Below are 13693 nucleotides of genomic sequence, written 5' to 3' on the forward strand. Positions count from 1 at the left end.
AAGTCGTGGACGCCATGACCCGCTGAGTTCTACGAAATCCGTTGGAGCACGGATGTGTTGGGGCGTGGGGGAGCATGCGCCGCTGGCGCATGCTCCCCCACGCGTCTAGCCGGCGTTCGAGATCGGCTCGATCGGCAACCGCAGCGCGGCCGGCGCGTGGGCCGGGACCGTCGGGCGGACCGGCGGAACCGGTGCGACCGGACGGTACGGCTCACCGAGAGCCGGACGCGGGTCGGCCTCACCTGCGTTCGGCCACATGGCGAGTGCACGCTCGGCCTGGGCCGTGATCGTCAGGGACGGGTTCACGCCGAGGTTCGCAGAGACCGCCGAACCGTCGACGACGTGCAGACCCGGATGGTTGAACACCCGGTGGTATGGGTCGATCACACCGTCCTCGGCCGAGTTCCCGATCGAGCAACCGCCCAGGAAGTGCGCGGTCATCGGGATGTTCAGCCAGTCGACGAACGAACCGCCCGGATCGCCGTCGATCTCGTCGGCGACGCGGCGAACGGCCTCGTGGCCCTCCGGAATCCAGGTCGGCGGCGGGTCGCCGGCGCCCTTCCGGCTGCGCAGCATCGGACCGAAACGACCACGGCCGGAGAACAACTCGAGCGAGTTGTCGGCGGTCTGCATCACCAGCGCGATGATGGTGCGCTCCGACCAGTTGCGCACCCAGAGGCTCCGCGCCGTCACGATCGGATGCCGGATCGCCTCGACGATCGCCATCAGCGGCCGCGGCAACGGGCCGTCGCCGTCGATGAGCATCGCCTGGAGCAGGCCGATCAGATTGGAGCCCTTGCCATATCGCACCGGCTCGATGTGGGTGTGGTCGTTGGGGTGGAACGACGAGGTGATCGCGACGCCCTCGGTGTAGTCGACCTTGCGGTTGCGGGCCGTCGCGGCAAGAACCGCCTCGGAGTTGGTGCGGACCACCTTGCCGAGACGCTTCGACAGGCCCGGCAGGTGGCCCTTCTGCTGCATGTCGAGCAGCAGCTTGTTGGTGCCGTAGGTGCCGGCGGCGAACACCACGTGATCGGCGGTGAACACCCGCCGTCCGCGGCGTGACCAGCGACGTCCCGTCCGGTGCGACTCCACGACATACCCGCCCTCCGACCGCGGGTAGACCGTGTCGACGGTGGTCATCGGGATGATCGTCGCCCCGGCCTGTTCGGCCAGGTACAGGTAGTTCTTCACCAGGGTGTTCTTGGCGCCGACGCGGCAGCCCGTCATGCAGGACCCGCAGTCGGTGCACCCGGTGCGTGCCGGGCCGACGCCGCCGAAGAACGGGTCCTCGACGGTCTTGCCGGGCTCGCCGAAGTACACGCCGACCGGCGTGTGCACGAAGGTGTCGCCGGCGCCCATGTCCTGCGCGATCTTGCGGATCACCTTGTCGGCCGGGGTCTCCCGCGGGTAGGTGGTGACGCCGAGCATGCGCGATGCCTGGTCGTAGTAGGGGTCGAGCTCCGAGGCCCAGTCGGTGATCCGGCCCCAGTGCGGGTCGTCGAAGAACGCGGGCAGCGGCCGGTAGAGCGTGTTCGCGTAGTTCAGCGACCCGCCGCCGACGCCGGCGCCCGCCATGACGAGCACGTCGCGGAGGGGATGCATGCGCTGCACGCCGAACAGCCCGAGGGCCGGCGCCCACACGTAATCGCGCAGGCGCCAGCTGGTCTTGGGCAGATCCTCGTCGGCGAACCGCCGTCCCGATTCGAGAACCGCGACGCGGTAACCCTTTTCGGTCAGGCGGAGTGCGGCGACCGAGCCGCCGAAGCCGGAGCCGATGACTATGGCGTCGTAATGATCGGCGTCATGACGATCGGTTCTGGTCACTTGGTGAGAGTCCTTTCGACGGAGTCGGATTCGGTCTCGACAGCATCGGCGCTGTCGGTGGCGGCCTCGACGGCCGGCGCGGTGGCCGGGATGGCGTCGTCGAAGCGGTGGTCGGCGGTCACGAACGTCGACATCATGCGGCGGAAGTCGCTGGTGTACTTCGGCCACATGACCGAGTTGCGGCCGGTGGAGTCGAGGTACCAGCTCGAGCAGCCGCCCGAGTTCCACACGGTCCGTTCGAGTTCGGGGTCGAGCTCGGCGTTGTAGCGGTCCTGCGCGTCCTGGGTGACCTCGAAGACGCTGCGGCCGTTGCGCTTGAGCTCGCCGATCGTCTTCGACATGTAGTACGCCTGCGGCTCCAGCATCAGCACGATCGAGCTGTGGCCGAGGTTGGTGTTGGGGCCGTACAGGAAGAACAGGTTGGGGAAGCCGTGCACCTCGACGCCGCGGTACGCGCGCGGCGAACCCTGCCACGTCTCGGCCAGGGTGCGGCCGTCGCGGCCGGTCACGGCCTTGGCGATGGGCGGCTCGGTCGGGGTGAAGCCGGTGGCGAAGATGACGGTGTCGACCTCGTGCTCACGACCGTCGGCGTCGACCGCGCCGTTCTCGGTGAGCCGCGACAGCGCGCCGGTCACGGTGACGTTCGGGCGCTGCAGCGCCGGGAACCACTTGTTGGTCAGCAGCATCCGCTTGCAGCCGATCTGGTAGTCGGGGGTGAGCCGACGACGCAGATCCTTGTCCTTCACCTGCACGCGGAGCTGGGCCAGCGCGACCGTCTTCGCGATGGGGAGCAGCTTGGGGTTGCGGGCCATCATCGCGACGTAGAACTCGCGGTAGGCCCACACCATCTTGCGGACGAGGCGGTGCACGCCCGGGACGCGGCGGTAGACCGCGCGCTCGAGCGGGCTGATGGTGCGGTCGATGCGGGGCACGACCCACGCCGGGGTGCGCTGGAAGACGGTGAGCTGGTCGACGGTGTCGACGATCTCGGGCACGATCTGGATCGCCGACGCGCCGGTGCCGATGATCGCGACCTTGCGGCCGCGCAGGTCGTGGCTGTGATCCCACTGCGCGGAGTGGAAGACCTTGCCCGAGAACTTCTCCATGCCGGGCACCTCCGGGACGCCCGGCTCCGAGAGAGCGCCGGGGGCGGCCACCAGGAACCGGGTGCGGATCTGACCGCTAGTGGTGTCGACGACCCACTCCTGTGCGGCGCCGTCCCAACGGGCGGCGGTCAGGGAGGTGTTGTAGCGGATCTGATCCTCGTAATCGGCGGCGACCGAGCGAAGGTACTCGTGGATCTCGCCGCGGCGCCCGTAGGTGTGCGACCAGTTCGGGTTCGGGGCGAACGACAGCGAGTACAGCGACGTCGGGACGTCGCATGCCGCGCCCGGGTAGTCGTTCTCGCGCCACACGCCGCCGGCCCCGGCGGCGCGCTCGATGGCGAGGGCCCGCAGCTCCGGATGGTCCTTGCGCAGGCGGTGGAGTGCGGCGAGGCCGCCGAATCCGACGCCGACGACGAGGACGTCGACGCGCTCGGGCAGTGCTCGCGTGCTGGTGTCAGTCATGGTTCAACAGGTCCTTCCAGATGGGCAGGAGGCGGTCGATGTATTCCCGGTCGGCCTCGGGCGAGCGCAGGATGCGCGACACCGCGAGTCCGCGGGCGAGTTCGATGGAGAGTTCGAGTTCTTCGGGGGTGTAGCGGTCGCCGAACAGTTCGGCGCCTCCGACGGCCAGGGCATCGGAGACCTTCTTCTCGAGGGGGATCATCGCCGTGCGCAGGTTGACGTCGGTGCGGGCGGCGACCCACAGCTCGAGCGCGGCGTCGAACAGCGGCCCGCTGAACGCCTCGACGAGGACCTCGAGGCCTTCCTCGCCGGTGCGCGGCCGGGACAGCACCTCGGCGAGGCGTCGCTCCACGAGATGGTCGACGGCCGCGACCACCAACGACTCCCGGGTGGGGAAGTGATGGAGCAGTGCGCCGCGCGAGACGCCAGCCCGCCGGTTGACCTCCTGGGTGGTGGTGCCGGCGTATCCGACCTCGACCAACGCCTCGATCGCCGCGTCGAGAACCTGTGCCCGGGTCGCGGCGGTGCGTTCGGCCTGGGTGCGCCGACGCGGGGTGGTGGTTTGCTCGGTCACGGTGAGCAGCGTAACACAGAAACAGTCCGGACTGTTTGTAAGTTGTGCCGATTTCGGCAAAAGTGCAGTTCGGGGCCGCTGGGGTGATCCGACGTGGGGGCTTCCGAGGCGACGGTCCGCTAGCTGCAGCTAGCGCCTGGGATGCGAACTCGGGACTCTGCGGACGTCGACGTCCGACGCCGACGCGATCGACGGGCCGCGGAGTAGGTTCGACGCATGCGTTTCGGACTCTTCATCCCCCAGGGCTGGCGACTCGATCTCGTGGGCATCGACCCCGCCGACCAGTGGGAGGTGATGTCGTCGCTGGCCGACCGCGCCGAATCCGGCGGCTGGGACTCCATCTGGGTCTACGACCACTTCCACACCGTGCCGCTGCCGACCGACGAGGCGACCCACGAGGCCTGGACGCTGGTGACGGCGTTCGCCGCGACCACCCGGCGCGTCGACATCGGCCAGATGTGCACCGCGATGAGCTATCGAAACCCCATGTACCTCGCCAAGGTCGCCGCCACCGCCGACCTCATCTCCGGCGGCCGGGTCCAGATGGGCATCGGAGCCGGCTGGTACGAGCACGAGTGGCGCGCGTACGGTTACGGATTCCCTTCGGCCGGAGAGCGTCTCGCCCGCCTCGACGAAGGCGTGCAGATCATGAGGCAGGCGTGGGAGACCGGCCGCGCCACCTTCGCCGGCAAGCACTACAGCGTCGACGGCGCCATCTGCCGGCCGCAGCCGACCGCCGGGAAGCTGCCGCTGTGGATCGCCGGCGGCGGCGAGAAGAAGACGCTGCGCATCGCCGCCAAGTACGCCGACTACACCAACTTCGACGGCACGCCCGCCCGCTTCGCCCACAAATCGGCTGTGCTGCAGCAGCATTGCGCCGACCTCGGACGCGACTTCGATTCGATCGTCAGGTCGGCCAACTACAACGTGATCCTCGGTGAGACCGATGCCGACGTGGAGCGCAAACTCGACGACCTCGAGTCGCGGATCGCGAAGATCGTCGGAGCCGACGCGGCGTCGGGAACCATGGGCGCCTTCCGCGGGATGCCGGCGGTCGGGACCCCGGAAAAGGTCGCCACGAACCTGCGCGCCCTGAAGGACGCCGGGATGGCCTACGGCATCTTCTACTTCCCGAACATCGCGCACGACCTCGAGGACCTGGAGCTCTTCGAGCAGCAGGTGGCGCCGGCGCTACGGTGAGGTCTACAGCCTCCGCAACCGCTCGGCGGCCTCGGCGATGACGTCGTCGCGCTTGGCGAAGGCGAAGCGCACCATGTGGTTCCAGGGGGCCTTGTCGTCGGCGAACACGCTCACCGGGACCGCGGCGACGCCGATGCGCCCGGGCAACGACCGGCAGAACTCGATGCCGTCGTCGATGCCCAGCGGTCGCGGGTCGGCGCACACGAAATAGGTTGCCTCGCTGCGGTGCACGTCGAAACCGGCGTCGAGGAGGGCGGCGGTGATCATGTCGCGCTTGGACTGCAGCGCGGCGGCCGAGTGGTGGACCCAGCCCATCTCGTTGTCGAGGGCGTGTGCGACCGCCGGCTGGAACGGCCCCGACCCCACATACGACATGTACTGCTTGGCGGTGCGGGTCGCCGCGATCAGCTCGGGCGGGCCGCTGATCCACCCGACCTTCCAGCCGGTGCAGTTGAACGTCTTGGCCGCGCTCGAGATCCGCAGCGTGCGTTCCCGCATACCCGGCAGCGTCGCCAGGGGAGTGTGGGTGCGACCGTCGAACAGCAGATGCTCGTACACCTCGTCGGTCACCGCGATGACGTCGAACTCGAGGCAGAGCCGGGCGATCTCGGCGAGATCGTCGTCGGACAGGACGGTGCCGGTCGGGTTGTGCGGGGTGTTCAGCATGAGCACCGCGCTCTTGGGGCCGAAGGCATCGGCGAGGCGGTCGCGGTCGAGCCGGAAGCCGTCGCCGTCGGGGATCAGCGGCACGACGCGGCGGACCCCGCCGGCCATCGCGACCGTCGCCGCATACGAGTCGTAATACGGCTCGATCATGATGACCTCGTCGCCGGGTTCGATCAGGCCGACGATGGCTCCGGCGATCGCCTCGGTCGCGCCGACCGTGACGAGGACCTCCCGGTCGGGGTCGTAGTCGAGGTCGTAGTGCTCGCGCTGGTGACGTGCGACCGCGTGTCGCAACTCCGGCACCCCGATCCCGGGCGGGTACTGGTTGTGGCCGTCGGTGATCGCGCGGCGGGCCGCCTCGAGCATCGACTCCGGGCCGTCGGTGTCGGGGAACCCCTGGCCCAGGTTGATGGCGTCGTGTTCGACGGCCAGCGCCGACATCTCGGCGAAGATCGTCGTCATGAACGGCCGCAGGCGGGTCGTGGTCCGGCTCTCCGAGGACATGGAACCAGGGTGGCACATCACGGGCGAGGCGCCCGGACCGCAGGTGCCCGGCCGCGAGGCCCTGGGGCGATCCCGAGGCGTGGTGTACGGGAGTGGTCCGGTCGACGGACGCCACGTCACCTCATCCTCGCCGTTTGGGCCGAGGGGATGAAAGACTACAGGCGACCCGACGACCGATGAGGAGGAGCGATGCCGCGTAACCCCGGCGAGCACTTCGCCGGTTACACGATCATCCGACTCATCGGCCGTGGCGGGATGGGTGAGATCTACCTGGCCCGACACCCGCATCTCCCGCGCGACGAGGCGCTGAAGGTGCTCCCGGCGAATCTCAGCTGCGACCCCATGTACCGGCAGCGATTCGTCAAGGAGGCCGAGCACGCCTCCAGCGTCGTGCACCCGTCGATCGTCACGGTCTTCAACTCCGGCGAATACGACGGCCACCTGTGGATCGCGATGGAGTACATCGACGGCATCGACGCCCTCAAGCTGCTCCGCCAGAATCCCCATGGTCTCGACGCGGGAACAGTGATCGCGATCGTCCGGGCGATCGGCGCCGCCCTGGACCGGGCGCACGCCACCGGACTGCTGCACCGCGACGTCAAGCCGGCCAACATCCTGCTCCAGGGAGTCGGGGAGCCGGAGCCGCGCGTGCTGCTGGCGGACTTCGGCATCGCGAAGTCGCAGCAGGACGCCGGCCACCTGACCTCGACCAATGTCTTCGTCGGCACCGTTGCCTATGCGTCGCCGGAACAGTTGCTGGGTGAGACCGTCGACGCGCGCGCCGACCAGTACGCGCTCGCCGCGACCGTCTTCGAGCTCCTCACGGGCCGCCCGCCGTTCCAGGGGGAGAGCACGGCGTCGATCATCGGCCAGCACCTGCAGAAGATGCCGCCCCGCCCGTCCACCCTGCGGCCGGGGATCTCCCCGGCCGTCGACGCGGTGTTCGAACGCGCACTCGCCAAGGAACCCGGACGTCGCTACGGGTCGTGCCGGGAGTTCGCCGAGGAGCTCGAGCGGGCGCTGAACGCCCCGGACCTGGCGAAGACCCGAAAAGTCCAGGATCTGCAGACGGGCCCGAATCCGTCGAAGACCCCGACCGTGCGTCCCGGCGCCCCGGTCCCGGGCGAGCCGGCGGGTGCACCGCAGATCCGTCACGCCCAGGCGTACCCGGGTGTGAATCCCGGGCACGGCCCGTCGCAGCCGCCTCACCCCGCGGTGTCCGGCGCCCCGGCCCCGGTCGCCCAGAACGTCGGGCCGGCGAATCCGTACGCCGGACAACCCGGAGGCGCCGGGCCGGGATACCCGTCGGGCCACTCACCTCAACCCGGTCTCACCCCACCCGGCGGGTACCCGCCGCCGTATGGGGGCGCTCACGTGCCGCCGCCGAAGAAGAAGAGTTCGGGGCTGCTCATCGGGCTGGGTGCGCTGGCGCTGGTCCTGGTCCTCGCGATCGCCGGTGTGGCGATCTTCGTGGCGATCTCGGTGTCCGACGAATCCGGCCGCGCCGCCGCCCGCTCGACGCCGGGCACGACGACCAGCGACGATCCGACGACGGCGACCACCACCACGACCCAGGACCCGGCGGACCGCACCCCGGACACCTCGCCGAGGGCGGTCACCGGTCCCGGCGCCGTCAGCGTCGGTGAGTGCATCAGCGTCACGATGCAGCCGGGTTCGGCGACGACCGTGCTGGCCTCGCGCGTCGACTGCGGGTCGGCCGGGCTGAACTTCTACACCGCGGCGAAGGTCGACAACGCGGCTTCCTGCGCCAGCGAACAGAATTCGACGCTGACCTTCCCCGGCAGCAGTGAGAAGCTCTGTCTCACACCGAATTTCTACGAAGGCCTGTGCTACCAGGTGCCGCTGACGGGCGGGTCGCTCGCGGACTACCGAGAGGTTCCGTGCAGCAGCGCGCCCGCGGCGCGGACCGTGCTGGCGCGGGTGAACACCAGGTCGACGTCGGCGGTCTCGTGCAGCGCGGGGGAGACCCGCTGGACGTTCTACCAACCGGTGTCGATCGGATACTGCCTGGTCGAGGTGTAGGCGGCCCTCAGTCGATGACCGGCGGGTCCGTCGGCGCGGTGTCGCCGATCGTCGGGCCCAGCAGGTCGTCGGCGTCGGTGATCCGGTAGGCGTAACCCTGCTCGGCGAGGAAGCGCTGCCGGTGGGCCGCGTAGTCGGCATCGAGGGTGTCGCGCGACACCACCGAGTAGAAGTGGGCTTGTCCGCCATCGTGTTTCGGTCGCAGCAGACGTCCGAGACGCTGGGCCTCCTCCTGGCGTGACCCGAAGGTGCCCGACACCTGGACGGCGACCGAGGCCTCGGGCAGGTCGATGGAGAAGTTCGCGACCTTCGACACCACCAGGGTCTGCAGCTCGCCCGACCGGAAGCGGTCGAACAGCGCCTCGCGCTCCTTGTTCTTGGTCGATCCCTGGATGACCGGGCAGTCGAGTTCGCGGCCGAGCTCCTCGAGCTGGTCGATGTAGGCGCCGATGACCAGCGTCTGCTGGTGCTGGTGCTTGTCCAGGATCGCCTTGACCACGTTGACCTTGGTGTGCGCGGTGGAGCAGAGCTTGTACTTCTCCTCCGGCTCGGCGACCGCGTACTGCAGGCGCTCCTCGTCGGTGAGGGTGACGCGAACCTCGATGCACTCGGCGGGCGCGATCCAGCCCTGCGCCTCGATGTCCTTCCACGGGGCGTCGTACCGCTTGGGGCCGATGAGGGAGAAGACGTCGCCCTCGCGGCCGTCCTCGCGGACGAGGGTCGCGGTGAGTCCGAGTCGGCGGCGCGACTGCAGGTCGGCGGTCATGCGGAACACGGGCGCGGGCAGCAGGTGCACCTCGTCGTAGATGATCAGGCCCCAGTCGCGCGAGTCGAACAGGTCGAGGTTCTTGTACTGCCCCTTCGACTTGCGGGTCATCACCTGGTAGGTCGCGATCGTGACCGGGCGGATCTCCTTGCGTTCGCCGGAGTACTCGCCGATCTCCTCCTCGGTCAGCGAGGTGCGGGCGACGAGTTCACGCTTCCACTGGCGTCCGGCGACGGTGTTGGTCACCAGGATGAGCGTGGTCGCCTGGGCCTTGGCCATCGCCGCGGCACCCACCATCGTCTTGCCGGCACCACATGGCAGCACGACGACACCCGAACCGCCGGCCCAGAACGAGTCGGCGGCCATCTCCTGGTAGTCGCGCAGATGCCAGTCGGTCTGTTCGAGGGTGATCGGGTGCGCCTCGCCGTCGACGTATCCCGCGAGGTCCTCGGCCGGCCACCCGACCTTCAGCAGCACCTGCTTGAGGCGTCCGCGCTCCGACGGGTGCACGACGACGGTGTCGTCGTCGATCCGCGCGCCCAGCATCGGGGCGACCTTCTTGTTGCGCATGACCTCTTCGAGGACCGCGCGGTCGAGGCTGACCAGTGTCAGGCCGTGCACGGGGCTCTTGACCAGTTGCAGCCGGCCGAAGCGGCCCATGGTGTCGACGACGTCCATCAGCAGCGGCTGCGGCACGGCGTACCGCGAATAGGTGACGAGCGCGTCGACGACCTGTTCGGCGTCGTGACCGGCGGCGCGCGCGTTCCACAGCGCGAGCGGCGTGACCCGGTAGGTGTGGACGTGCTCGGGGGCGCGTTCGAGTTCGGCGAAGGGTGCGATCGCCTGACGAGCCGCCTGCGCGTCGGGGTGGTCGACCTCGAGCAGCAGGGTCTTGTCGGATTGCACGATCAGGGGTCCATCGGTCACCCGCTCCATTGTCCAGATGCGGGGGACAGTTGTCAGCGACGGCTCCGCCGACCTGCTGAGAACCGCCCCTGCACGCCGCGCTGGACAGGAGCCCCGGCGACGATCTGGCATTCGCGTGACCCTCGTGCGTCTGGTTCCGGGGCGCTTCAGAAGACGGGGATTCCCAGCTTTCGGCGCAGCCGCAGATCGAGGATGTTGAGCCGGAAGATGCCGCGCAGCATCGGTGCCATCAGCGGGTCCACCAGGCGGAACCCGGCGAGGACCGCCTCGTAGCGACGGGCGTCGGCGGCCGAGAAGGACCAGCCCATCATCTTGCGGAACTCCGGTGGGAGGCCGGCGTTGACGGCGTAGGTGAGGAAGCCGCCGAGCGTCTTGTGCGCGATCGTGCCGACCACACCCGCGCGGAACTCGAGGAACGACAGGTCGGCCAGGCTGCGCAGCTCCTCGCGCACCGGCTCGTCGATGCGGAGTTCGGCGAGCTGGGAGTTCCAGTAGACGAGGAGTTCGGCGTAGGTCCGGGGCCACTTCTCGCGCGGCACGTTCAGCGCGGTGCCGAGGGGGTGCGCCTCGGTGAGGACCGTCTGCTTCTCGGTGTCGGTGAGCGGGCCGTACAGCAGTTCGTACTGGTCGATGAAGTACTTGAGCAGACACACCGCGACCCACAGCTGCAGCCGCGAGTCGTTGGCGCTGTAGCGCACCGGGCTGGTCTCGGTGGAATAGACCCGGTCGTGGACGCGGCCGACGTGTTCGTGGACGTAGGCCCTGTCGGCGTCGCTGCCCATGAGCGCGACGGCGAGATAGGTGCCGGTGGTGCGGGCACGCTTGATCGGTCGCTTGATGGCGTTGCCCGACGGCACGCGGCTCTCGTGGACTCCGTGGCCGACCTTCGGGTTGGACAGCTGCATGATGACGTTCGCGACCGACAGGGTGGGGCCGACGACGGTCACCAGGTCGGCGGCGCGGCGGACGTGGCGGCGACGGCGTCGCGGCCGGATGCGCGCGACGAGGTCGTGCTGGTAGGTGTCGGGGACGCCGTTGCCCGCGATCTCGGTGAGGTGGCGTGTGCTGGTCATGGCCGGGTGCCGCCGAGTCCCTCTGCGAGCGGACCTCGCGGAGACGAGGGGTACGTCCCGAAGCTGTGCAACCCGATCATCGCGGCCCACTTTCCTCAACGCCGAGTGATGCCGAGCGTAGCAAGAAAGTGAGACGTGGGTCACAGGGTGTCTCGTCCGGGGCCGGAACTCAGTCGTCGAGCAGCTCCACGCTCGTGATCCGGTGCAGCGAGAACCGCTGCTCGGTGTCGGTGCCGTCCTCGACCGCCACGAGCTGGCCGGCGCCGAGGATCTTCGGCGTCACGACGTGGCGGCTCGCCGAGCCCTGTGCGTCGACGTATCCGACGCGCAGGCGGCGGTTGGCGCGCAACGCGAGCTGGATCAGCGCGGTCGACGACTCGCCGCCGCCGGTGGCGCGGACCGGTGCCGACGAAGGGTTGCGCGCGGGTGTCGCCGCCGCTGCCCGATCGGTGGAACGGATTCGGGTGACCACCGCGCGCAGCTGCTCAACCGACGGCGTGCCGCGGCGCGGCTGCGCCTGGCGCCGGGCCCGCGACACCGCGACGCGGCTGCCGCGCTCGCGCAGGTCGACGAGCGCCCCGGTGGAGTCCTCGCCCGCCGGGGCGAAGCCGGCGGCGCGCAGTTGGTCGATCACGTCGCGAACGTCGGACGGCGAGACCGCCACGGTCGGGGCGAGCGATCGCAGTGCGAGGGCCTCGGCCGCCGGACTGCGCATCACCGCTGCCAGCACCGTCGGGTCCTCGCAGCGGATGAACGCCGACGCGACGCCCACCCGCAGCTGTCCGTGCTTGCGTGCCACGTCCTCGATGAGATACGTGAGCGACTGCGGCACAGGGGTTCTCGAGTGCCTGGTGAACATCTCCTGCAGCTCGTTGGCCGAGCGCCCGGCGTCGAGCGCGCGCCGCACCGTCTCCGGGGTGATCCGGTACACCGAAGCGGCGCCGCCGGATTCGAGGTCGGCGACCAGTTCGACCTGCTCGGCGAGCTCCGGGGTCATCGGGCCGGGCACGGTGAGGGTCAGGTCCGCCTGGGTCAGGAAGTGGTCCACCGGCTCGGGCAGGGCTGCGCGCATGGCCGCGAGAACCGCCGCGTCGGCGTCGGCGGGATCGGCGTCCGGTTCGGGTTCGACGGTGTACGCGCGCCCGACGCTGGTCAGCGCGTCGTGCGCAACGAGTCCGAGTTCCCTTGCCTCACGCAGTGTCTCGGCAACCAGTTGACGGCTGAACCGACGGATCAGGCGGGGGCGGTGCCAGTGCAGGCTCGCGAGGACGGCATCGGGGGTGACCGCGACGGCCGCGTCGGCCTGCGCGAGCGTCGAGAGGATCAGCTGACGCTGGATGGGCGCGTAGGAGTCGTGCAGCTCGGAGGACAGCGTGGCCATCGCGTTGCCGTCGCGGTCGGGTTCGCCGACCTGCCAGGCGCGCCGGGGCATGTGCAGCCACGCATCCGCGAGGGCCAGCCACTGACGTTCGCGCGGCTGGTGGAGCCAGGTGTCGGCGGTCTGCGTCGGGGCGAAGGCCTGCTCGCCGGTGTCGTCGGGCGGCGGCGGTTCCGGAAAACCGGCGTCGATGAGTCGGAGGTAACCGGCGAGCTCGATGAGCAGGGCCACGCGTCCGGTCTCGAGTTTGGTCAGCTTGGCGATCCGGCGGAGCTCGCGCACGCCGAGCGCGCCCGAACGCAGCACGGCGGCGGGGGTGGCCCCGAGGACGTTGAGAATCGCGGTGAGATGCCGGATGAGTTCCAAGGCCTCGCCACCTCCGGCGGCGTCGACGGCCTTGGCCGGGAACCGCGGCCTTGCGCCCGGCTCGTGCAGCGGCGGCGGTGCGAGTGTGTCGGTGTGCCAGGCGGGTTCGCCGCGGATCACCGCCCCCACCATCGGCGGTAGCTCGACGGTCTGATGGTCGACGCGCGCCAGCAGCCCCGACGAGATCAGTTGCGCCACCGGGGCGGTCGGGTCGGCATCGGGTGCGGCGTCGCGGCTTCGGCCCAGCGCCGGACCGCGGGCGAGGGTCTCGAGGAGTTCGCGGGGCCGCTCGGGGAGCTCGGCGATCATCGCTGCGATCTCCTCGCCGGACCTGCCGGCGAGCAGACCGGTGAGATGCCGTGCCTTCCACGGCAACGCCGCGTCGACGTGGTCGCCGGCGAACAGGGAGGAGTCCTTGCCCCACAGGATCGCGCGGCGCCGGAGCAGGTCGATGCGGGCGCGGACCTCGTCGGCGTCGGCGCGACCCGACAGCGCCTTGACGATCGACGCCGCGGTGAGCGACTTCGGCTTGCGCTTGGACGTGTCCGTGCGGAAGGCGATCACCTGCTCGAGGACGGCGACCGACAGCACGTCGAGATCCTCCCCGGCCACGGTCAGCGATGCCGCAGAGAGTGCGCGTTGCGCGAGGACACGGGTGCCCTGCGGAGTGGGGGAGGCCAGATCCGGCCGCTCGATCAGCAGCTCGGTGAGCTCGTCGTCGGAACGTGCGGCCAACTCAGCGGCAAGGCCGGCGTGCTGGTCATCCGAACTCATTCGATCGAGCTTACCGGGGCCCGGCCG

General features: G+C 69.8%; 9 protein-coding genes. 2 read left to right on the forward strand and 7 right to left on the reverse strand.

All coding sequences use genetic code 11. The annotated features are described in order from the left end of the window. Nucleotides 1-105: 105 nt before the first annotated feature. Genes E1P53_RS17185 through E1P53_RS17195 form a run of 3 tightly spaced genes read right to left on the reverse strand, consistent with a single transcriptional unit; the run spans nucleotide 106 to nucleotide 3969 of the window. On the reverse strand, nucleotides 106-1827 hold the full coding sequence (locus E1P53_RS17185) for a GMC oxidoreductase (protein WP_006902021.1): 1722 nt from the start codon (nucleotides 1825-1827) through the stop codon (nucleotides 106-108). Further along, nucleotides 1824-3395 (reverse strand): flavin-containing monooxygenase, encoded by a 1572-nt coding sequence (locus E1P53_RS17190; RefSeq protein ID WP_006902020.1) that lies wholly within the window; start codon nucleotides 3393-3395, stop codon nucleotides 1824-1826. The genes E1P53_RS17185 and E1P53_RS17190 overlap by 4 nt, the downstream gene beginning before the upstream one ends. Then, nucleotides 3388-3969: a TetR/AcrR family transcriptional regulator gene (locus E1P53_RS17195; RefSeq protein WP_131734994.1), complete on the reverse strand. Its 582-nt coding sequence runs from the start codon at nucleotides 3967-3969 to the stop codon at nucleotides 3388-3390. Before E1P53_RS17195 ends, E1P53_RS17190 begins: the two co-directional genes overlap by 8 nt. A 216-nt stretch (nucleotides 3970-4185) precedes the next feature. Between E1P53_RS17195 and E1P53_RS17200 the strand changes: the two genes are divergently transcribed. Continuing rightward, nucleotides 4186-5169 (forward strand): LLM class F420-dependent oxidoreductase, encoded by a 984-nt coding sequence (locus E1P53_RS17200; protein WP_131734995.1) that lies wholly within the window; start codon nucleotides 4186-4188, stop codon nucleotides 5167-5169. A gap of 3 nt (nucleotides 5170-5172) precedes the next feature. Here the strand turns inward: E1P53_RS17200 and E1P53_RS17205 are convergent, their stop codons facing one another. Beyond that, on the reverse strand, nucleotides 5173-6339 hold the full coding sequence (locus E1P53_RS17205) for a pyridoxal phosphate-dependent aminotransferase (RefSeq protein WP_131734996.1): 1167 nt from the start codon (nucleotides 6337-6339) through the stop codon (nucleotides 5173-5175). Nucleotides 6340-6528: 189 nt separating this feature from the next. On the opposite strand from E1P53_RS17205, the gene E1P53_RS17210 reads away from it, so the two are divergent. Further along, the gene (locus E1P53_RS17210; RefSeq protein ID WP_131734997.1) at nucleotides 6529-8382 is read left to right on the forward strand and encodes a serine/threonine-protein kinase; all 1854 of its coding nucleotides are present in this window, start codon (nucleotides 6529-6531) and stop codon (nucleotides 8380-8382) included. A 7-nt stretch (nucleotides 8383-8389) separates the two neighbouring features. On the opposite strand, the gene E1P53_RS17215 is transcribed toward E1P53_RS17210, so the two are convergent. The 3 genes from E1P53_RS17215 to E1P53_RS17225 all read right to left on the reverse strand — a co-directional run bounded on the left by E1P53_RS17215 (nucleotide 8390) and on the right by E1P53_RS17225 (nucleotide 13666). After that, nucleotides 8390-10075 carry a DNA repair helicase XPB gene (locus E1P53_RS17215; RefSeq protein WP_006902015.1) on the reverse strand — a complete coding sequence of 562 codons (1686 nt, stop codon included), beginning with the start codon at nucleotides 10073-10075 and terminating at the stop codon, nucleotides 8390-8392. Between the two features lie 146 nt (nucleotides 10076-10221). Then, nucleotides 10222-11148 carry an oxygenase MpaB family protein gene (locus E1P53_RS17220; RefSeq protein WP_131734998.1) on the reverse strand — a complete coding sequence of 309 codons (927 nt, stop codon included), beginning with the start codon at nucleotides 11146-11148 and terminating at the stop codon, nucleotides 10222-10224. A 169-nt stretch (nucleotides 11149-11317) separates the two neighbouring features. Continuing rightward, a complete protein-coding gene (locus tag E1P53_RS17225) occupies nucleotides 11318-13666 on the reverse strand; it encodes a helicase-associated domain-containing protein (RefSeq protein WP_131734999.1) in 2349 nt (782 codons plus the stop codon). Between the last annotated feature and the right edge of the window lie 27 nt (nucleotides 13667-13693).

This window comes from Gordonia paraffinivorans, assembly GCF_900683595.1.
Classification (GTDB): domain Bacteria; phylum Actinomycetota; class Actinomycetes; order Mycobacteriales; family Mycobacteriaceae; genus Gordonia; species Gordonia paraffinivorans.